The 21,922-nt window shown below is 40.9% G+C and carries 21 protein-coding genes; 5 read left to right on the forward strand and 16 right to left on the reverse strand.

All coding sequences use genetic code 11. The features are described from left to right. Window positions 1–69: 69 nt before the first annotated feature. The 10 genes from E0F88_RS22470 to E0F88_RS22515 form a co-directional block, all read right to left on the reverse strand. A complete protein-coding gene (locus E0F88_RS22470; RefSeq protein ID WP_229213873.1) occupies window positions 70–462 on the reverse strand; it encodes a hypothetical protein in 393 nt (130 codons plus the stop codon). Between the two features lie 144 nt (window positions 463–606). Next, entirely contained in the window at window positions 607–1,722 is a 1,116-nt protein-coding gene (locus E0F88_RS22475) for a DmpA family aminopeptidase (RefSeq protein WP_131960530.1), read from the reverse strand. Window positions 1,723–1,900: 178 nt separating this feature from the next. Continuing rightward, a complete protein-coding gene (locus tag E0F88_RS22480) occupies window positions 1,901–2,836 on the reverse strand; it encodes a DUF4249 domain-containing protein (protein ID WP_131960531.1) in 936 nt (311 codons plus the stop codon). 12 nt (window positions 2,837–2,848) lie between these two features. Then, entirely contained in the window at window positions 2,849–5,221 is a 2,373-nt protein-coding gene (locus E0F88_RS22485; RefSeq protein WP_131960532.1) for a TonB-dependent receptor, read from the reverse strand. Between the two features lie 225 nt (window positions 5,222–5,446). Beyond that, window positions 5,447–5,938: a 2-amino-4-hydroxy-6-hydroxymethyldihydropteridine diphosphokinase gene (folK, locus tag E0F88_RS22490; protein WP_131960533.1), complete on the reverse strand. Its 492-nt coding sequence runs from the start codon at window positions 5,936–5,938 to the stop codon at window positions 5,447–5,449. Between the two features lie 78 nt (window positions 5,939–6,016). Next, window positions 6,017–6,256, reverse strand: coding sequence for a 50S ribosomal protein L28 (rpmB, locus tag E0F88_RS22495; RefSeq protein ID WP_131960534.1), 240 nt, complete (start codon window positions 6,254–6,256; stop codon window positions 6,017–6,019). Window positions 6,257–6,349: 93 nt separating this feature from the next. After that, a complete protein-coding gene (locus E0F88_RS22500; protein WP_131960535.1) occupies window positions 6,350–7,036 on the reverse strand; it encodes a response regulator transcription factor in 687 nt (228 codons plus the stop codon). A gap of 27 nt (window positions 7,037–7,063) precedes the next feature. Continuing rightward, complete coding sequence (locus E0F88_RS22505) at window positions 7,064–8,320, reverse strand: sensor histidine kinase (RefSeq protein ID WP_131960536.1); 1,257 nt, start codon at window positions 8,318–8,320, stop codon at window positions 7,064–7,066. Between the two features lie 110 nt (window positions 8,321–8,430). Then, window positions 8,431–9,276, reverse strand: a complete 846-nt coding sequence (locus tag E0F88_RS22510) for an N-acetylglucosamine kinase (protein ID WP_131960537.1) — start codon at window positions 9,274–9,276, stop codon at window positions 8,431–8,433. Window positions 9,277–9,319: 43 nt separating this feature from the next. Next, window positions 9,320–9,553, reverse strand: a complete 234-nt coding sequence (locus tag E0F88_RS22515; RefSeq protein ID WP_131960621.1) for a cytochrome b5 domain-containing protein — start codon at window positions 9,551–9,553, stop codon at window positions 9,320–9,322. A gap of 136 nt (window positions 9,554–9,689) precedes the next feature. Here E0F88_RS22515 and E0F88_RS22520 point away from each other — a divergent pair, with 136 nt between their 5' ends. Then, on the forward strand, window positions 9,690–10,139 hold the full coding sequence (locus E0F88_RS22520; protein WP_165940130.1) for a hypothetical protein: 450 nt from the start codon (window positions 9,690–9,692) through the stop codon (window positions 10,137–10,139). A gap of 154 nt (window positions 10,140–10,293) precedes the next feature. Here E0F88_RS22520 and E0F88_RS22525 read toward each other — a convergent pair whose 3' ends face one another. From E0F88_RS22525 to E0F88_RS34805, 3 genes are all read right to left on the reverse strand, one after another. After that, window positions 10,294–10,896, reverse strand: coding sequence for a hypothetical protein (locus E0F88_RS22525; protein ID WP_131960538.1), 603 nt, complete (start codon window positions 10,894–10,896; stop codon window positions 10,294–10,296). Further along, complete coding sequence (locus E0F88_RS22530; RefSeq protein ID WP_131960539.1) at window positions 10,893–12,116, reverse strand: hypothetical protein; 1,224 nt, start codon at window positions 12,114–12,116, stop codon at window positions 10,893–10,895. Before E0F88_RS22530 ends, E0F88_RS22525 begins: the two co-directional genes overlap by 4 nt. Before the next feature lie 145 nt (window positions 12,117–12,261). Then, entirely contained in the window at window positions 12,262–12,537 is a 276-nt protein-coding gene (locus tag E0F88_RS34805) for a helix-turn-helix transcriptional regulator (RefSeq protein WP_131960540.1), read from the reverse strand. 172 nt (window positions 12,538–12,709) lie between these two features. Here E0F88_RS34805 and thiL point away from each other — a divergent pair, with 172 nt between their 5' ends. Both thiL and E0F88_RS22545 read left to right on the forward strand, forming a co-directional pair. Continuing rightward, window positions 12,710–13,729, forward strand: coding sequence for a thiamine-phosphate kinase (gene thiL / locus E0F88_RS22540; RefSeq protein WP_131960541.1), 1,020 nt, complete (start codon window positions 12,710–12,712; stop codon window positions 13,727–13,729). Between the two features lie 189 nt (window positions 13,730–13,918). Beyond that, entirely contained in the window at window positions 13,919–14,758 is an 840-nt protein-coding gene (locus E0F88_RS22545) for a hypothetical protein (protein ID WP_131960542.1), read from the forward strand. Window positions 14,759–14,915: 157 nt separating this feature from the next. On the opposite strand, the gene E0F88_RS22550 is transcribed toward E0F88_RS22545, so the two are convergent. After that, complete coding sequence (locus E0F88_RS22550) at window positions 14,916–15,746, reverse strand: aminotransferase class IV (protein WP_131960543.1); 831 nt, start codon at window positions 15,744–15,746, stop codon at window positions 14,916–14,918. A 218-nt stretch (window positions 15,747–15,964) separates the two neighbouring features. On the opposite strand from E0F88_RS22550, the gene E0F88_RS22555 reads away from it, so the two are divergent. Beyond that, window positions 15,965–16,939: a polyprenyl synthetase family protein gene (locus E0F88_RS22555; protein WP_131960544.1), complete on the forward strand. Its 975-nt coding sequence runs from the start codon at window positions 15,965–15,967 to the stop codon at window positions 16,937–16,939. A gap of 27 nt (window positions 16,940–16,966) precedes the next feature. Further along, a complete protein-coding gene (locus tag E0F88_RS22560) occupies window positions 16,967–17,587 on the forward strand; it encodes a rhomboid family intramembrane serine protease (RefSeq protein WP_131960545.1) in 621 nt (206 codons plus the stop codon). 77 nt (window positions 17,588–17,664) lie between these two features. Here the strand turns inward: E0F88_RS22560 and E0F88_RS22565 are convergent, their stop codons facing one another. Both E0F88_RS22565 and secA read right to left on the reverse strand, forming a co-directional pair. Next, a complete protein-coding gene (locus E0F88_RS22565) occupies window positions 17,665–18,324 on the reverse strand; it encodes a phosphatidylserine decarboxylase family protein (protein WP_131960546.1) in 660 nt (219 codons plus the stop codon). A gap of 139 nt (window positions 18,325–18,463) precedes the next feature. After that, a complete protein-coding gene (secA, locus tag E0F88_RS22570) occupies window positions 18,464–21,808 on the reverse strand; it encodes a preprotein translocase subunit SecA (RefSeq protein WP_131960547.1) in 3,345 nt (1,114 codons plus the stop codon). Window positions 21,809–21,922 lie beyond the last annotated feature (114 nt).

A 21,922-nucleotide genomic window follows, 5' to 3' on the forward strand; every position in this document is an offset into this window, starting at 1 on the left:
ATAAGTATGGCTTCCGCCAAAGCATATCAAAATCAACGTATTCAAAATGAAAGCAGAACCGACTGAAAATCAGGGAGCGTTGGTGACGATATACCGGCCAAAGATCCGGTTGAAACAGGAGAACAAGTAAGCAGGTTCTCTGAAAGCGAACTCAAAAACCGTTTCTTCCTGAATAAAACTCCAGGCCGGCTGAGGAACAAAATAAAAGTATTGAAAGAAGTCAAATGAAATTGCGGGAGTGATTACCGCATCCAGAGAAAGAGAACTTACCCTGGCCTGGTCACCATCGGCAGTATTGGAATCATCATTTTGCGATACGTCGTGGATAACCGATTTACTGCTTCCCGAATATTTGTGATCCTGATCATTATCAACCGACCACGACTTCACCCCTGCTACCATCAAAAGCATGGCAGCCATTAGTAAAGTAATTGTCTGATTTATAAAGCTTCGGCTCTTCACAGTATTTATGATCCTTCGTTTAAACCGCAAATTTTAAAGTAAAATATCACAATCGCAAATAAAATTTTGCATTATCAGATTCGCGGAATAAATAATTGTGGTAAAAACCGTGTTTGAATATGTTCCAAATCGTTAAACGGCATTTTAGTGTCCATATTTTTTCATCAGTTCCAAAACTTTTTCTTTTGGTAATTCTTCTGCCAGATGCCCCTGAGTACCTGTTGTTGTTTTGGCCATGAAAAGCGAATTAATAATTGCTTCTTCCGTGGCTTCGATCACTGCTAAAAAGAGGGGTGATACATAATCATTATTCAGCAAAGTTGCTCCATAGGTAGACTGAGGCGCGTCTTGAAGTACGCGGTTTACAGTTGAAAAAGCAATAACATAATCTCCGCTTCCGTTGGAGGCGATTCCGCCAGTCTGTGCCATTCCCATTATAGCTCTTTTCGCAAGACGTTTAAGGTTACGGGCATCCAAAGGCGCATCCGTGGCAACCACAATCATGCAGGATCCGTCAGAAGATTTATCCAGAGATTCTTTAAAAGCATATTTTCCCAATTCTTCCCCAACCGGAACGCCGTTTACTTTTAAAACACCTCCAAAATTTGTCTGCACAATTACGCCGACTGTATATCCTCCCAGTTTAACAGGTAATTTTCGTGAAGAAGTTCCTATACCGCCTTTCCAGTTAAAACATACCGTACCTGTTCCTGCACCTACATTTCCCTCCGCCACCGGCCCGCTTCCGGCCTGTGCCAAGGCGTTGAGAACATGCTCTCTTTTTACATATCTGCTGCGAATGTCATTCAGATAACCATCATTTGTTTCCCCGACAACCGGATTGACGGAGCGTACATTTTCATTTCCTGTTTGCCCAAGCGTCCAGTCAAGCAAAGCATCAACCGCAGTCGGGACATTTAATGTATTGGTTAAAATAATAGGTGTTTCAATCGTACCCAATTCTTCAACTTGCGAATACCCTGCAAGTTTTCCAAAACCGTTTCCAATGTAAATAGCAGCAGGCACCTTCTGCTGAAATATATTACCGTCATGCGGCACAATAGCAGTTACTCCTGTGCGAATATCCGTACCTTCCGAAAGCGTGATCTGACCTACCTTGACCCCGGTAACATCCGTAATGGCATTGAGGGTGCCCGTTGGCAAAACACCAATTTTTATCCCCAATTCACGAGGACGGGTTTGAGCATATACATTAACAGCAGTACTTACGGATAATAAAAGCAGAAAAAACTTTTTCACCTGGATGAGTTTGAAATACGCATTAAATTACAAAAAGGCCTGTGATTATTTTAGTGGAGATGCTATAGATCAAAAACTTTATTTTTAAAATGCCTGTAAAATTAACAAAGCAAAAAATCCTGCTGAATCTAATAAATTAGTATCGGCAGGATTAAAACAATAGCAATTTCCTGGCTTGTCACTCTTCAGGCCGCGCTTTTTTAGGGTCAATAACTGTTTCCAGCTTACTAACTGCAGAGGCTCCAAAATAGCCTAACGCCTTTTCACCGGCCGGATTTGCATTTACTACATTAGACTTAACATTCGTGATCGGAGTTGCAAAGAGTCCGCCATTTGCAGCCTGTTCCCGAACCTGATTTAAAAAAGCAAATGCCTCCTGCGTAATGCTATGCAATTCTACCCCCACTGATGCACCTGCCGAATACAGTGAATCAGTTGTGATGGACTGGCGTAACGGCTGTATGAAGATCAACCCGTCAGAAGGTGCGCCTGCGTTAAATGCTGCATCGTAGGCTGTGGAAATAAAAGGCGCTTTATCAACAACAGCTTTTCCGCGAATTACAGGTTTGATCCAGTAAGTATCTCCCTCTCCCACAAAATCCCTTGCATAAAAAGATACAATAAAACCTTCTTTCGGACCTTTATCCGGCTTAAAAGGAAGCGTTTCTTTTTGATAAACAATGGAATCAACAGTTGGAACTCTTTTGATTTGATTAACGGCAGTAAATACATCTGCCTGATTTTTGACTTTCAGGGTATATGTGCGCCCGATACGACCCAGCGTGTCTTTGCCTGTACCTGCCCAAACATATTTTCCGTTACCTGCCAGGTCCTTAAACTGGTATACCGTTCCCAGGTTATCAGTTACAGTAACTTCCGCAGCCAGCACAGGTTTCGGCGTTGTGTTACTGAAATAAGAAGCTGACCAGGATAGATTAATTGTTTGCGGTCCGGGTTGGTTGGTAATCCATCCGTCAACGACAAGCTGTGGCGGCCCGGTTGTTGTTTCCAGATCAATTACATCCTCGCAGCCTGTCAATCCTGCAAGAAGAATAAAAGCCAGGGATACCAAACCCGTATTTTTTAAGATTGATATTTTATTTAAATATTTCATTTTCAATGACTTTTAAAACTTGAAATTATAAGTAATGGCCGGAATAAGGCTACCGATAACAGCATAACGCACTGCTTCTGTTTTCAGCGGATTGTCTTCATTGGCTCTTGTATAAACAGAAAACGGATTGCGACGGTTGTAAACATTATAAACCGAGAACACCCATTCTCCGTCACCAGACCCAAATAATTTCCTTTTAGATTTCAATGTCGCAGCCAGGTCCAGGCGGTGATAAGCCGGAATCCTGTTGTTGTTTCTTGCTCCGTTGTAATTGTTTCCAACAACAAAACCCAGTGCGTTGTAGCTATTTGTAGGGAAAGTGGCTGGCGTTCCGGTTGCAATTGTAAAATTCGCAGAGAGCGTCAGTCTTTTTTTCAATTCATAAATAGCGACTGAGGTGAAGTTATGCGGTTTGTCAAATCTGGCCGGAAACCAGTCGTTGTTATTGATTGTTTCAACGAGCCTCTCCGTTCTGGATAGTGTGTAGCTCACCCAGCCCGTCAGTTTACCCTTGTTCTTTTTAAGATAAAATTCCGCTCCGTATGCTCTGCCTTTACCGAACAGTAAATCTCCGGCAACATATTGATTCAGCAGCAAGTCTGAGCCGGGAACGTAATCAATCTGATTATAAAGCTTTTTGTAATAAACCTCAACGGAAGCTTCATACGTGTTTTCTTTAAAGTTTTTAAACCATCCCAGCGCAACCTGATCCGCTTTTTCAGGGGCGATGTTGAAAGAACTCAAAGTCCAGACATCAAGCGGCGAACTGGCCGCCGTATTGGAAAGCAAATGCAGATATTGTGCCGTGCGATTGTAACTTGCCTTAATAGAAGTAGACGGAGAAACGCCGATGTTTACAGAAAAACGAGGTTCCCAGTTTGCATAAGATTTGATGAGATCATTCTTTCCATATTCTTTCGCCGGAAAGATGGGAAGCTTTCTTTCCCCTTTATTTATTTCAAGATAGTCAAACTCAGTTCCTGGTCCCAGGCTGCGGAAATATGAGTATCTCAATCCGTACTGAAGTGAAATTTTGTCAGTTAGTTTTTGTTCATTCCCTATGTATAAAGCAGATTCATCCGCATATCGGGGATCAAGACTAATGTCCGTTCCTTCTCCTTCCGACACGGCAATAGCTTTACCCGGACGGGAATCGTAGCGAATATACTGGCCGCCAAATGTCAGCTGGTTGTTCGGCGTCAGATAATAAGTAAAATCGGGTTTGATACTGGAACTGATGATCTTGGATTTCCAGTCAAATTTATCTTTAGCATTTTCATCATTTTGATTTTGGCCAAGAGAATAGTCATAATTACTGTAAAAAGCAGTCAGGTTCATAAACAGTTTATTGGAAAAAATATGGTTCCAACGCCCGGTTGCCGTTACATTCCCCCATCCAAAACCAAAATCTCCTCCGCCAAAAACATCTTTACCCAAATATCCTGAGGCAAAAAACGTATCCTTATCTCCAAGCCTGTAATTAACCTTACCTGTCAGGTCATAAAAATAAAATTTCGAGTCACGAAGATCTTTGTTCAAAAAAGGTTTGGCAAGAACATCTATATAAGACCTGCGCCCGGCAACAATAAAGGAACCCTTACCCTCAGCAAACGGCTGCTCATAGGTAAGTCTGGAAAAAATAGTACCCAAACCGCCGTTGATTTCCCGTTTTTTGGAATTTCCTTCCTTCATCCTGACATCCAGAATAGAAGAAATCCTTCCTCCGTATTGAGCCGGAATCCCGCCTTTGATCAACTTCACGTCTTTTACAGCATCCGGATTAAATACCGAGAAAAAACCGAACAAGTGAGATGAATTATAAACCGGAGCTTCATCCAGTAATACCAAATTTTGAGAAATATCTCCACCCCGGACATTAAATCCTGAGGCACCTTCTCCTACGGTTGTAACACCCGGCAAAAGCTGAATACTTCTTACCAAATCAACCTCCCCAAAAAGGGCAGGCATTTTTTTGATGGTTTTCATTTCCACTTTATTTACAGACATCTCAATGCTTTTTACATTTTCATCTGCTTTTTTGGTAGAAATGGTTACCTCGGCCAGCTCATTACTCTCGTCACCCATTTCGATACTTACAGTTTTGTCCGCATCAAGAATAACTGTTTTTGTTGTTTTCTGATATCCTATATAGGTATAAACCAATGTATAGGAACCGGAGGGCAAAGTAATCGAGTAAAAACCATAAGGATTGGTAACAACACCTGTTTCAGCTTCCCGAACATAAACGGAAACACCAATCAGTCCCTCACCATTGGAGACGTCTTTAACAAAACCACTTACGGTATGCTTGTCTTGGGCGTAAGCAGATACACTGCATAACAGCAGCATCAGGGTAATGAATTTTTTCAATAGTTTATTCATCATGACTCATTCTTGTGTGGCGTAAATTGAATTTTTCTTATGACGTGACAACTTCCCTGGTTCTTACCCTAAATTATTTTAGTAAAAAATAAAGAAGGTGATTTTATCTGATACGCAAAACAAGCAAGAAAACGCGTGTAATGAAACCAATTAATGATGAACTGACAGAAACGGGGAGTGAATGGAAAGGCCGGTTATTTAAAATGCTTTTTAAATTTTTGAATTATTTCAGGAGAAAACACTTACATGACTATCATCCTGGCAGTCTTTCAGCAACGCACTTATGGTCTTTTGTAAAACGGGATGTACTAAATCAGGAGCGATTTCTGCCAGCGGAGTCAACGTAAAACGTCTTTCATGCAGGCGCGGATGAGGGATCGTTAGCCGGGCGCTATCTACAACCAAATCCTGGAAGAATAAAATATCAATATCGATCACGCGTGCTCCCCAGCGTTCATAGCGGACGCGGCCCAATTCATGCTCAATACTTAAAATCAATCGAAGTACTTCTTCCGAAACAAGAACTGTGTTAATTGCAAGAACCTGATTAAGAAACGAAGGCTGGTCGATGACACCCCAGGGAGCTGTCTCGTAAACAGAGGAAGCCCGAATGATCTGCCCGATTTCATTCTGTATCATTTCTGCCGCTGACAGCATGACCTGCACCCTGTCGCCAAGATTAGAACCCAGAAGCAAGTAAACCGTATTTTCAGAATTCATAAGCGGTACAACATTTCAGACACGAAAAAAAGGACTTCCCGATAGAGAGAAGTCCTTTCCAATAAATTCGTAAATTTCTTAGAACGTAAGTGTTCCTTTATCGTAAGCTTTTTGTATAGTCGCTTCAATACCATTTTTGTTGATGGTACGAAGTGCAGATGTTGCTACTCTAAGCGTAACCCATTCCCCTGTTGATGGAAGAAAGAAACGTTTCTTCTGCAAATTCGGGAAGAATTTACGTTTTGTTTTATTGTTAGCGTGGGAAACATTATTTCCAACACGAGTTCTTTTACCAGTTATTTGACAAATCTTAGCCATGACTTACTATTTTTCCAAATGAGGGTGCAAATATGCGCATTGTTTTTTTTAAACGCAAGTGTTACACGAATAAATTTTATAAAACATTTCAGATTACCATCTCATCCTGAACCCGACTCCATGAATATTATCTATCCGTATATCAGGATCTTGTGATAAATATTTACGTAAACGTGAGATAAAAACATCCAGACTTCTGCCCATAAAATAATCGTCATCCCCCCAGATTGCTTTCAGCAAATCGTCTCTGCGAATGACCTGATCAGGCCGTTCAGCCAGATATTTAAGTACCTCTGCTTCACGAAAAGTAAGGTTCTGCGAACCGCCATTAATTGCCAGCGTAAGTTTCTGAAAATCAAAAGTATATTTACCTACGGCATTGGCATCGGGTTTTGCAGAAACGGGGCTGTCGGACTTACTTCTGCGCAAAAAAACGTCAATCCTGAGTTTCAATTCTTCTATGCTGAAAGGCTTGGTAACGTAGTCATCGCCACCCAGTTTCAAGCCTTTGATTTTGTCTTCCTGCAACGAGCGTGCAGTCAGAAAAAGGATGGGAACCTGACTGTCGGACTTCCTGATATTTTCAGCCAGCGTAAATCCGTCCATCTTTGGAAGCATCACATCAAGAACACAAATATCGAAATGCTCTTTGCCAAAAATTTCCAATGCTTCTACTCCATCGTGCGCATGAACAATTTCATAATCATACTGTTCAAGGTTATCCTTGGTAGCAAAAGCCAGATTCGGATCGTCTTCTACGTATAAAATTTTCTTTTTCAACTCGGTTTCTGTTTAGGTTTTAAAGATTTAAGCAGCTCTTTTGCTCTGCGGAATCGTAATTTTAAATGTACTTCCCTTTCCAAGTTCACTTTGTAATTCAAGCAACCAGTGATGTGCACGAACGATCTGTTTAACATAACTCAGTCCGATTCCAAAGCCTTTGACATTGTGTACATCGCCATATTGAATCCGAAAAAACTGGTTAAATATTTTCTTCTGGTATTCAGGCGCAATGCCAATTCCCTGATCCTGCACCGATACAATCAGATTATTTCCCTTGTTGACCGTTCTTATAATAACTTCCGGAGCGCCGTCAGAGTATTTTAAAGCATTATCGATCAAATTGGTGACCATACAGCGAAAATGAAACGGATCTGCTTTAATCAGTACATGACTTGCTTCGTGAATAAACTGAATTTTACTTTCAAAAGGCAGCAACAAACTTTCAATCACTTCATTGGCATCAATGACCTCTTCATGTAAAATTAATGCGTTTCTCTGCGCCTTAGCCATGGAAAGCACCATTTCAACCTGCCCCTGCAAACGTAAAATCTCTTCCTGAACAATTCTCACATAGCGGGTATACCGTTCGGGCTGTTTGACAATATTTTCAGAATTCAACACATCTGCCGCTATTCGTATGGTAGAAATCGGCGTTTGAAGTTCGTGAGTCATGTTGTTTACAAAATCACGCTGTACTTCGGACAATTGTTTTTGCCGTAAAATAATAAACAGCGCGTAAGCAAAAAAAGAAACCGCCACAAGCACCAGCACCGACGACCAGATCGCTCCTGTCATGCTGCCGGCAAAGTAGGTTTCCTGTTCGGGAAAACGCACGCCAAAATAATAAGGGTACTTATCGGTTTTGATCCAGTTCGAAGTGGCTGTGGGCGATTTGTCGTTATTTTTTGTGCTTAAAGAAAGCCCGTAACGCATCCTGTTTGTGGTGCAGTCATAAATACCAATTTCAAAATCTGTAATCAGATTATGTTTTTGAAAACTGTCTTTAATAAACAATTCAAGTAGATCCGGCTGGGTTGTGGCGTTGGTGTTGACCAGGAAATATTCCGGCGACAGCTGTTCGACCGGATTTGTGGTTTGCATCACGCCGTTTACCTGTGCCAGCTTTCCGGCCACATCCTGTAATGCGACGTGTGCATTCTGGTTAAACTGCCGGTGCCTTAAATCAAGCGCCTGTTTTACCCAATAAATCTGGGTGATAACAACACTGATAATCAGCAACGCGGAAAATATGGTAAGTGCTTGTATGGTACGGCGGGACATTTCTAAATTTCTTTAAGGCAAATCAGGCTGCAAATTCAAGTCATTTTCAGAAAATTCTGAGCCTTGAATACTAAACGTTTTAAAACCTGCTAAAATATCCGGCCATGTTTTTATTCATCATGATATAGAAGCAAACCTTCCAGCGGGGATTTCAAAATCCTGCCTATTGTGAGACCTTTTTTTGTGAGTGAAAGTTCCAAAATATCTTTGTAGTGATACGCTATTGAACCCGTAAAGTGAACCGGATAGTTATGTACATCCTGGTGTTTCAAAACATATTTTTCTACAAAAATATCAAAGGCTGCTGTCACCATTTTCTGTAAAAAAGGATGGGTAATATTTTCAAAAATAAATTTGGAATAAGATGCAAAATAACGATTAGGAAAAGATTTTTTATACGCTTTGTCAAGCACTGCCAACCGGTTAACTTCGGGGTAATTTAAAGCAAATAACTCATGCAGATCCTCTGGCAGCTCGTTTTGCAAAAAATGAACGACCAGTGTTTTTCCTAAATAAGAACCACTCCCTTCATCTCCAAGCCAAAAACCCAGCGAACCGATCGAACGAATATTACTTTTTCCGTCATAAAAGGCATTATTTGCTCCTGTTCCCAAAATACAGGCCAAACCGGGTTCTTTACCACATAATCCTCTTGCAGCGCCCAGCATGTCTGAGGCTACTTCAACGTTTTTAATGAAAGGAAAACAACTCACCAACGCATTCCGAACGGGACGGCCCGAAACTTCATCTGCACAGCCGGCGCCATAAAAAAATATTTTATCCACATCTACCAAAATATTTGGCAAAACTTCCTGATTAATTACCAGCGAAATTTCCGCTTCATTCTGATAAAACGGATTTAATCCGGCAGATGAAAAACGTATTATATTTTGTTCAGAAGTTCTGAAAACCCAGTCTGTTTTTGTTGAGCCGCTGTCAGCGATAAGTACATTCATATTTTTAAAACCAGGTTTCCGGCGATTGACGGTTTACGTAAAATCAGGGTACGATCAACTTACCGATGACCTTGAATTTTTCAAAAACACGATCGGTGTGTGGCGCGTCACCGAGTTCTTTGGTAAGATCCTGACCGGCCCAGTGTTCGTAATGATGACCATTTCTCCACAATCTGGAAGTGGTTACGTCATAAATAATTCCCTGGTACGCACACCAGATTTCTTCCCGGTCCTGTCCGTTTCGCAGCGCCAATTGCGCCTTCGTATAATCTTTCATCATTTCCCTTTATCGCGGCAATTTAGTCATAATGGCTTTTACGATAAATTTTAATTACCGGGAGAACGGAATATTTTGATAATAAGACTAAAAAGTATGAACTTGGCGTTTTGTTACGGAATTCACAAAAGAAAATATGAAAAAAAGTTACTCTTTACTTTGCTGCATGATACTTGCACTGGCCTTGATAACAGCAGGATGCAAGAAAAAAGTAGCACCTTTATCGGAGCGTATCGCAAAAGCCTGGACAGCAGAATCTGTTAAGCACAATACAACTACGGTTTATACAAGAGGCGGCTCAACAAACACAGTTCCCGGTTACTCTGCTTTCAGACTTACTTTAACTGCGGCATCCAATGCAGTCACTTATACTGAATTCGACGGAACAAGCTTTACCGGAGTTTGGGAGCTTGACGGAGAATCGAAACTGATCCTTAAAAATCTGACTCCCCAGCCAACTGGCAGCGGCGGAACACTGGAATTTTCTATTGTCTCGGTTGATGATGCTAAACTTGTGATCAAACGTCTTACAGCAAGCAAAAAGACCGGCGATTCGATCAACGAATATACACTTTCAAATCCCTGATCCGATCTGGCAATAATAATTCGTGTCAGGATACAATTTTACCAACGAAGCCATTTCCGTATTGGAAATGGCTTCGTTTTTTTGTTCATGTGTAACCTTTAAAACTAATGGTAAATAAATAATCGCGATTTTATTCCCTGGTATATCAAATAATTTAAACTCGTCCAAACCACAGCCATGCTAAACCTAAATACATCAGATACGAAAGGAGAGTGAACGCTACCTTTAAAACAGTATCCCAAACAGTAAGTAGGCCAAGCCTTTTTAGTAAAAATGCAGATATAATACCAACAACTGCAAATCCAGGCCAAGGCCCCATTTTATGAACAAAAAAGAAAAAATGGAATGGTTCCGCTGCAAAAAAATATGCATCTATCTCAAAAGGACGAATTGCTGAAGCGAGGTGCAATAGAAAGAACAGAACGCTGCAAGTGAATTCTATAGTGAGCAAATACCTCATCGGAGCATGTAACACTTTCCAATAATTTTTCTTCAGTAAGATGAAAGTAACTAATAGCCCAACTATTTTAAGAAATAAAAAACTTACGAAAGGCCAACTTACTATCGCTGGATTAACAGATTTGCAAACACGAGCAGCAAGTGTAAGTTCAAAACGATATTTAGGAAATAGAGGAACGTTTCGTATAAGATTAACTAGCACATTATTGTAAAGAACCCATACTGTAAATGCGAAGAGATAACCGGACAGTGTTGCCCGGTTAATCAAGTTAAATATTCGCGTTACTATGGAGTTCATAAACCAATGCTAATTAGAATTTCTCTACGCGATTTACCTTTAAATCTGTTTAAATCATTTTCAATAATTGCTAACGCGTTTAAAAAAGTGCTATCATTTGACAGCTTACGATAAGTATTGATAAACGACTGAGCCTCATTCCTAAAATCGTCCTGGTACACAATATCATTGTCTGAACCAAATTGTAACTTCTTGGCAATACCATGTATCTTGGTAGCAAAATCAAAATGTAATACCACATTTTTCGCGTTTATACCATTGTTTCTAATCGCAACCTTGGAGATAGTATAGTAAAAGTCAGTATAACTTTTACCAATCTTGGTTTTGCTCATGAAATTGTCCCGGAAATTATATGCTTCTGCCGTATTCAGAGATTTCTCACTGTTCGAAACCCTGGCCCCCATTTCAGCATTTATTTTACTTTCTCCACAGGTTATGGGATCAGGATTCCATGGATTGCACTGTGGGTAACCCGAGCTAGTAGGCTCACAAAATCCGGAATATGGATCATTACACGAGGTGCAATCCGATGCGACCATATCAAATGGTATTTCTGATGAATTTGCAATTGCCAAACCGAGGCTATTCTCCTTGTCTCTGTATGATTTACTCTTAAATTCACTTGAAACAGCCATTTTTGAATCCGGAATGTTTACCATCGTCCATTTGAGGGAGGGATTATTAAACACCACCGCTCCTAGCAAATCCATATCAGCAACCCTTAGATAATCAGTGTACAGGCTAAATCTATCATCTTTTTGCAGAGTACTTCCGTTAACCGTATAAAAAAGATGAAACATTCCGGATTCATGCGTACTTAAAGTACCTATTCCTTTTATATCTGACATTTCGATATCAGTAGTGGATTTGGTTGTAAAAAGAGTAATATACTTTGGTTGCTGATCCTTATATCTGATGGACTGGTGGAAATATGATTCCAGCTTGTTCACAAGAACTTTCCCCATTTCTTTGGTTAGCTCAACACGAACCTGGGAGAATTTGGGCTGCTTCGGATTATAGCTCTCTTGAATTTGATTTGAGCTAAGCATATTGAACCCATTGAGTTCTGTTTTGCCAACTTTAAAAATGCTATTTTTATCTGGTTCTTTCTCTTTCGCACCAGGTGTTTCGCAGCCCAACGCCATGCATAGCAAATACATTCCAATGATTACTCGTGTCAATATACGTGTCCTAGATACTACGGTAAGTGTGGCTTTCATAGTTCAATTGATTAATTGTTAGGATTATACAGGTTAGATGTTTGTCATGACCTTACAAACCTACAACTCACTTTTTCGACAGAAAAGAGTAAAACAACCTCAATAAATATGATAAATAATATAATAAATAAAACTTTTTAAATATTTATGAAGCTTTGTACCAATCGGTATACAATTTGTTTAATTGATCACGATGGCGACGGGCAACTGCACCCAGCACGAAATAGCCTTTCATACATAATTTATCTCCAATCCTTGTACGATAATTCCGTACACTTTTAATTTCGATAGATAAGACTTGTGCTATTTCACTATTAGGGGAATCGGCTGCAATTAATAGCAAAACTTTCCATTCTGCTTGCGTAAGACTGTTGAGTGCGCCCACACTTAACCCCTTATTGACGTCGTGATTATTGTTCATAAAAAGCTGTAACAATGTGTGATGAAACAATTGTATCGATCAGCCTTTCATAACATGAGTAAAGAAGATGTTGAATTAAGCCCGTCAAATTAGTTCCTATAAGATTATCATCCTAACGCGCTGATAATAAATTAGAAAATTTCTGTATTCTAAAATTTTCTAATTTTACGCCATGGAAGCAAGAACAGAAATCAGCAGTTTAGGCGAATTTGGCCTGATAAAAAGAATCAATCAAGGGATAAAAAATAAATTACCCGATACTATAAAAGGAATTGGTGATGACGCAGCAGTTATAGATCTGGACACAGGTTATGGTTTGCTGACATCGGATATGCTTTTGGAAGGTGTTCATTTTGACCTGACGTTTTTTCCGTTGAAACATTTGGGATACAAAGCAATAGCTGTGAATGTTTCTGACATTGCCGCTATGAACGGCATTCCGCATCAGGTGACGGTAAATCTGGGGTTAAGCAATCGTTTTTCCGTAGAAGCGATCGACGAATTGTACGAAGGCATGAAAGCTGCCTGTACTGATTATAATGTAGACCTCGTGGGCGGAGATACTTCTTCGTCTTTGTCAGGATTGTTAATTTCAGTAAGTGTTTTTGGAAAAGTAAAAAAAGACCTGATCACGTACAGAAATACCGCCAAGCCGAATGACATACTTTGTGTGACGGGTGACTTAGGTGCGGCTTATCTGGGTTTACAATTATTGGAAAGAGAAAAACAAGTCTTCCTTGCAAATCCGAACATGCAGCCGGAACTGGAAGGCAATGATTACGTGATCCAGCGCCAGCTACGGCCGGAAGCACGTATGGACGTGGTCTATGAGCTGGCGGAGGCCGGTGTATTGCCAACGGCTATGATCGACGTTTCAGATGGCCTTGCATCTGACCTTCTGCATCTTTGCGCACAGTCCGGCGTTGGCGCCATTGTATTCGAAGACAGGCTGCCTATCGACGACCAGACTTTCCTGGCCGCGACAGAATTGCAAATCAGCCCGATTACAGCAGCTTTAAATGGCGGTGAAGATTACGAGTTGCTCTTTACCGTTCGTCAGGATGCTTATGAACTGATTAAGAACAACCCGAAGATCAGCGTCATCGGTTATGTAACGGATAATAAAGCAGAAATAGCGCTGCATACCAAGGGCGACAACCGCGTGCCTATTACGGCTCAGGGTTGGAGTTAAGTTTAGTCTTTAGTTTACAGTTTTAAGTAAACAGTTAGCGATTTCGCAATTTTAATAAAGCATGGCCTTCCCGGGTCGTGCTTTTTTTATGCATTCAACTGAAACAAATTAAGATTTTATGCGGACGCAACCCTGATTCTTTTCTCTTCGTATGCACTAAAAACAATTCATCTCTAACATAATTTTATAATGAAAGTGTTCAACTTCTCCCGCAAACTGATTGCACTGGCCTTTCTGGTCTCAGCCAGCTTGTCCTGCTCCAATGATTCAGATACGAATCCGGAACCGACGTATGATATTGCTTTGAAAGAAACTACAGCCGGAAAAGTTCTGGTAGATGAAAATGGAAAAACACTTTATTTTTTCGCAAAGGATGTAGCCGGCACTTCGGCCTGTTCGGGCGGATGCGTCGATACCTGGCCATTGTTTTCGAAATCAGCTTCGAAACTGGATCCCGCTTTGAATGCAACTGACTTTGGTTCGATTACCCGTGCAGATGGTAAATCACAAACAACTTTCAAAGGATGGCCTTTGTACTATTACAAAAATGACCTTGCTTCCGGTGACGTTAAAGGCGAAAATGTGGGATCTGTCTGGTTTGTAGCCAAACCAACCTACACCATTATGTTTGCCAATGCGCAGTTAATTGGAAAAGACGGCAAACTATATACTTCTGATTATAAAGAAGGAACAGGCGAAACTCAGTTTTTTGTAGACGGCATGGGCCGCACGCTGTATGCCTTTGCAAACGATAAGAAGAACCAGAATAAGTTTACAACCAATGTAGAAACACATGATGCCAGCTGGCCTATTTATGTCGCTGAACTGAAAGATCTGCCTTCTACTCTGGATAAATCTTTGTTCACAACAATCGACGTTTTTGGCAAAAAACAACTTACCTATAAAGGCTGGCCACTGTATTACTTTGGCAACGACAACCAAAAGAGAGGGTTGACAAAAGGAGTCGATTCACCTCGCACAGGGGTTTGGCCAATTGTTAATAAAGAATCACCTGTTGCACCTGACTAAATCGAATATATTGTGGGGGTAATGCACAAAGCCGGTTTCCTCTTTGGAACCGGCTTTTTTAACATGTAAGGTTTATATGGACCACCTTAGACATTTTAGGTCACCTTAGTTACAGTTATGATGCAATGTTATCTCAAAATTAGTAATTGCATTCAAATTATTTCCCCCATTCGGTTACCATATCTTCAAATAAACCCTGCAGGAAAAGTGAATTTTTACCTGCCGTTCCGTTTCCGACTGTGTGGTTACCAATTTGTACAACAGGCATCACCCACTTTGTGGTGCTGGTCGTGAAAACCTCATCGGCACTCATTAACTCATCATAAGCAACCGGCCGGACCTGGATTTCAAAAAATGGTTGGGCAAGTTCCATGACTACCTTGCGGGTAATTCCTTTTAAAACATTTTGATCAGATGTGATCAGTACATTGTCTTTAAACAAAAATATATTACTTCTTGTCAGCTCACTGATTTCTCCATCTTTATAAAAAAGTAAATCCGCTGCCTGTTGATTTCTCATTTCCTCTGCCATCAGTACCATGTGAACATAATTGGTACTTTTAATTTCCGCCAAATCCCTTACATATTCATAGGGAAGCACTTTTATCCCCTTTAATCGGCCGGCAGGATTATCCTGAGGCAGAGCTTCTGTTCTGATCAGGAAATTAGGTTTCACTACGTTGACACTGTCAGGAGCATATCCGCCTGTCAGCACAAACCGAAAGGCAACTTCCTGCTCTTCAGACAAAGCATGAAGATCCGCAAGAATTTTCGACGTTTCTTGCTGGCTTAAAGGAACTGTTAGTTTTAACAATGTGGCTGAGTTTTCAAATCGCTGCCAGTAATCATCCCAGCGAAAAGGAACACCATTATATGTCCTGAAATAATCAAAAAGACCATAACCTCTCAACAGACCGAGATCATTTGTTTCGAAAAGAGCAGCAGAAATAGGAAAAATTTCGCCGTTAAAATATTGGTAAAATGGCATACCGGTAGGAATTGAGTGACTGGAAAATCAAAGATATTAAAATCAATTCACAGCCTGTCCATAAACGGTAAATCATGTTAAACAAATGGTTTACCCGAACTTCCTTTTGAGTTTTTCAACACTATTTAGCTACTTTGCATACATCTCCGGATAATGAACAAACGTTACTACTCATATCATCAGCGCTTCGAACAGTAAAGAGCTGAAATAAACTGCGAATGATACAAACAGAACAGCTGCTGCAAACCCTGCAAACCGAATTTGATCAAAGTACTTATGGCGATCATCCTGACGAACTATATGAGCCCATCAGGTATATCATGTCACTCAGCGGAAAACGTTTTCGCCCGCTGCTTACCTTATTATCTGCTTCTTTATATAGCGAACACTGGGAGCATGCGGTTAAACCAGCCATGGCGGTAGAAGTTTTTCACAACTTTACGCTCATGCATGATGATATTATGGACAAAGCCCCGCTCCGCCGTGGAAAGGCTACCGTTCATGAAAAATGGAATGAGAATACTGCCATTCTTTCCGGAGATGTGATGCTGATCAAGGCGTATGATCTGTTGCTGGATATTCCGAAAGACCTTTTACGTCCTGTACTGGCCCGATTCAATCAGACGGCTGCGGAAGTTTGCGAAGGACAGCAGCTTGATATGAATTTTGAAACACGCTGGGATGTTACCGAAGAGGAATATCTTGAAATGATCAGGCTTAAAACCTCTGTTTTACTTGGTTTTGCCCTGGAATTGGGAGGAATTTTAAGTGGTGCGGATAAAACTTCCACCCAACTTCTTTATGATGCAGGAGAAAATATGGGAATTGGCTTTCAGCTTAAAGATGATCTGCTGGATGTTTACGGCGATCCTGAGAAGTTCGGAAAGCAGGTTGGCGGTGATATTATTTCAAACAAAAAAACATTTTTACTGATTGAAGCCCTCTCCAAAGCTGATGCTGCGACCAGGCTGGAATTAGAGAAATGGATCGAGTTAAAAAAATTCGAGAATCAGGTAAAAGTAAAAGCTGTGACTGAAATCTACGAAAAACTGGATATCCGTACTTTTACACAACAAAAGATAAACGATTACTTCGCAAGAGGAATCGATTGTCTTGAAAAGCTGCCGATTGCTGATGAGAGGAAACAAGTTCTTTTACAATTTGTACATCAACTTGTAGAAAGAGAAAAATAATTTTATTACCATCTAACTTACGAATACATGTCGATAACCCTCATTCTGATCATAATTACCTCTGGGATCAGCTACTACGCCTTTAATAATTATGGCTTTATGGATAAGCTGATCCTGAATCCATACAAGGTTACCAAAAGAAACGAATATTACCGGTTTATCACATCCGGTTTTGTCCATGCCGATTTCGGACATTTGATATTTAATATGCTCAGTTTGTGGTTTGTCGGAGAAGGCATTGAACGACTTTTTGGTATGCTGTTTGGTGCAAGCGGGACCTTTTATTATCTGTTTTTATACATAGTTGGAATTATCGTTTCAGACATTCCGACCTTTCTGAAACACAGAACAAATTCTAACTATAATTCTCTCGGCGCATCCGGCGGCGTTTCTGCGGTTTTATTTGCTGCATTACTCTATGCACCCTTAATGGAAATTTGCCTGTACTTCTTTATCTGTATGCCGGGATTTATTTTTGGTATACTATTTCTGGGTTACTCCATTTACGAAGGAAAACGCGGCAGAAGTTATGTAAATCACAGTGCCCATTTGTACGGAGCCATATTTGGGATGCTTTTTATGGCAGTAGTTTATCCGGACGCGGTACCAAATTTCTTCGCTCAGATTATGAGCTGGAGATTGTTTTAAATTATTCAGAATGAAAAAGCGGTTGGAAGTGCAGAGATAAAATCTTCGCATCCAACCGCTTTTTTATGTTTAATATCTTATTTCAACTCCGCAAGAACAGTTACACTACCCACTGTTTTATCCTGAAGATTTACTTTAATTTCTGCATCCAAAGGTAAAAAGATATCTACCCGTGACCCGAATTTAATAAAGCCCATTTCGGTACTTTGTTCAACTGTATCGCCCTCCTTTATGTACCAGCGGATACGACGTGCAGCTGCACCTGCAATCTGACGGAAAAGAACATCAATGCCTTCCACCGTCCGTATTACAACAGTGGTACGCTCATTGTCGGTACTGGACTTTGGATGCCAGGCTACCAGATATAAACCGGCGTGATATTTAAAATACTGAATTACGCCGCTGACAGGGTTCCAGTTGATATGTACGTTTAAAGGAGACATAAATATGCTGATCTGTCTTCTCGGGCCTTTAAAATATTCATTTTCAACAACCTCTTCAATCACTACAACTTTCCCGTCACAGGGTGCAACGATTTGACGGTCGCTGCGGTGAACAACTCTTTTTGGTACACGAAAAAATTGTACAACCAAAAGAAAAACAAAGATGCTTGCAACCAGCACAACCCTTGGAATCCAGTAGCCTTCTGGCAAAAGGTAATTTATACCAAAATTTATCAGTATTAATATGATGGCTGTGACCGCCATGATGGTATAGCCTTCCTTATGTAATTTCATTTAAGGGCAAGTTTCGTAATTATTGCTTCCGGAAAATACAAATATCGTATAAATCCTATTTACTTCTTAAAAAAATGCCCTGCCAATCCTTTTTTGAATGGCAGGGCTTATATTATGAGCGCATTATTTGAACTTTAACTTATTCAATAACAACACAATCTCCATTTTTAACCTCCTGTTCTACTTTTTTATATTTAACATCACGCAAAATACTTCCATCACGATATTGAACAGAAACTTTTTGGTTTCGATCCGCAATTCTTATGGCACGTACAGGCTGTGCTTTTGTAGTAGACTCCATTTGACGGGCATATTCACCAGGACCGTCCATTTCCGGTTCAAAATCTTCTTCACGATTGGTATGCAAAGCAGGAGCCGGAGCCGGACGTTTCACTGTTTGCTGAACTGCCGTTGCAGGTGCCGCTTCATCCTGAGGAATATCTGCTTTCGTCAGGAACGAAATCATGTCAAAATTAACCTTGCTCAGGAAGCGTTTGAACAGTTCTACTGACTCAAATTTATAGATCAATAACGGATCTTTTTGTTCAAACACTGCATTCTGAACAGATTGTTTCAAATCATCCATTTCTCGCAAATGTTCTTTCCATTCCTGGTCAATCAATGAAAGCACAATGGCTTTTTCCATTTCATGGGTAATCTCACGGCCTTCATTGTCAATGGCTTTTTTCAATCCAACAACAACTCCTGTCTGGCGGATACCATCGCTAAACGGAATCATAATCTCAGTAATCGTAGCTCCTCTGTCTGCATGGATCGATTGCAGAATAGGTAATGCTTTCTCAGAAATCGCACTGTTTTTATCCTGATATTGCTTTTCAGCAGCTTCGTACAATTTTTGTGAACGCTCACCAGGTCTCATCGAACCATATTCCGATTCGGTAAACGGCAACTCCATTCCCAGGGTGGTAATAGCAGCCAGTTCAAGCTCAGAATAAGTGTTGGCAGTACCCGCGATCTCTTCGCAAACATCGTAAAGCGTATTGGCAATATCAACAGCCAGACGGTCTCCAAATAATGCATTGCGGCGACGTGTATAAATGGCGTCACGCTGATAGTTCATTACATCATCGTATTCCAATAAACGCTTACGCATTCCAAAGTTATTTTCTTCAACTTTTTTCTGTGCACGTTCGATGGATTTGGTGATCATTCCACTTTGGATCACCTCGCCTTCTTCCAGTCCCATACGGTCCATTACCTTCGCCATTCGGTCAGAACCGAACAAACGCATCAGGTTATCTTCCAGAGAAACAAAGAATTGTGACGATCCCGGATCACCCTGACGTCCTGAACGACCCCTTAACTGACGGTCAACACGGCGGCTTTCATGGCGTTCTGTCCCGATAATTGCCAAACCACCCGCAGCTTTTGATTCAGGGGTAAGTTTAATATCCGTACCACGACCAGCCATGTTTGTTGCGATCGTAACAGTGCCTGGCTTACCAGCTTCTGCAACTACCTCAGCTTCTTTCTGATGTTGCTTGGCGTTCAGTACCTGGTGCGGAATTTTACGAAGTGTAAGCATCCGGCTGATAATTTCGGAGTTCTCAACAGATGTTGTACCAACAAGTACCGGACGTCCGGCTTCAACGAGCTCAACAATTTCGTCTGTAACAGCATTGTATTTTTCACGAACCGAGCGATATACTTTATCTTCCTCATCCTTACGTGTAATACCTACGTTGGTAGGGATCGAAACAACGTCCAGCTTATAAATTTCCCAGAACTCTCCTGCTTCCGTTTCCGCCGTACCGGTCATACCGGCAAGCTTATGATACATACGGAAATAATTTTGAAGCGTTACTGTCGCATAAGTTTGAGTGGCATCTTCAACGCGCACACTTTCTTTTGCTTCAATAGCCTGGTGTAAACCGTCAGAATAACGACGACCGTCCATGATACGACCTGTCTGCTCATCAACGATTTTCACTTTTCCATCCATGATCACATATTCCACATCTTTTTCAAAAAGTGTATATGCTTTCAAAAGCTGGTTAACCGTATGAATACGAGCCGTTTTTACAGAATAATCGCGAATCAGTGCTTCCTTCTGAATAACACGTTCCTGTTCGGTTAAAGATTGATCTTTTTCAATCGCATCCAGATCAACAGCGATATCCGGAAGAATAAAGAAGCTGGTTTGATCCGATTCTCCGGTCAGGAAGTCAATTCCTTTTTCGGTAAGTTCAATGCTGTTATGACGCTCATCTATAGTAAAGTATAAAGGCGCATCTGCAACGGGCATCAGTTTCTGGTTTTCAGCCAAATGGATGGACTCCGATTCCTGCATCAACTGCCTGATACCCGATTCACTCAGATATTTGATCAATGGCTTGTACTTAGGCATACCGCGATGCGCGCGGAACAATGCAAGAGCACCATCCTTTTTATCACCTGCTGCAATTTTTTTCTTTGCTTCGTTCAAAAGATCCATAGCCAGCTTTTTCTGAGCTTCTACGATTCTTGATACACGAGGTTTCAGTTCCAGATATTCCTGTTCATCACCGCGAGGTACCGGACCGCTGATAATCAATGGTGTACGTGCATCATCAATCAAAACGGAGTCAACCTCATCGACCATTGCATAATGGTGTTTCCGCTGAACAAGCTCTTCCGGCGTACGTGACATATTGTCACGCAGATAATCAAAACCAAATTCGTTATTTGTTCCGTAGGTAAGATCTGCCTTGTATGCGTTACGGCGTTCGGTCGTGTTAGGCTGATGACGATCAATACAATCAACACTCATTCCGTGGAACTCAAACAATGGTGCGTTCCACTCAGCATCACGTTTCGCAAGGTAATCATTCACCGTTACGATGTGTACGCCCTGTCCCGCAAGTGCATTTAGGAAAGCAGGTAAAGTTGCAACCAGCGTTTTTCCTTCACCCGTTGCCATCTCCGAAATTTTTCCCTGATGCAAAACCACCCCACCTATCAGCTGTACGTCATAATGAAGCATCGCCCATTTGATAGGCTGACCAATTACATCCCAGGTGGTATTCCAAATTGCTTTGTCACCCTGAATTTTAATATGTGATTTTTTAGCAGCGATCTCGCGGTCAAAATAAGATGCTGTTACTTCAATGGTTTCATTGTCTTTAAAACGACGGGCTGTATCCTTTACAATCGCAAATGCTTTTGGAAGAATTTCAAGCAAAACCCTTTCCAGTTCTTTATTGCGATCCAGCTCTAATGCATCTATTTTCTTAAAAATAGCTTCTTTGCTATCCACATTGGGCTCATCGGCCGCCTGCTGACGTAAAGCTGCAATTTGTTCATCTATGGATTTCAGCTCGGAAGCAATGCGCGATTTAAGGCCTTCTGATTCCGCACGAAGCTGGTCGTTGGTTAAAGAAGCCAGCAAGGCATATTCAGCATTGATCATCCCGACATAGGGCGTCAACTCCTTTAAATCCCGTTCCGCTTTGGTGCCGAATAGCTTCGAAAATATTTTAAACATGATTGTATCTGTATATTTTTAATCGTTCCTTTTTCTTAAAAAATATTACGCCGGGCCAACGATATGTGCCAGATTGTCAGCAAAGCTACTATTTTCAACTGCAAAGGTAATTCT

Origin of the sequence: Dyadobacter psychrotolerans (assembly GCF_004349265.1) — a bacterium.
GTDB lineage: Bacteria > Bacteroidota > Bacteroidia > Cytophagales > Spirosomataceae > Dyadobacter > Dyadobacter psychrotolerans.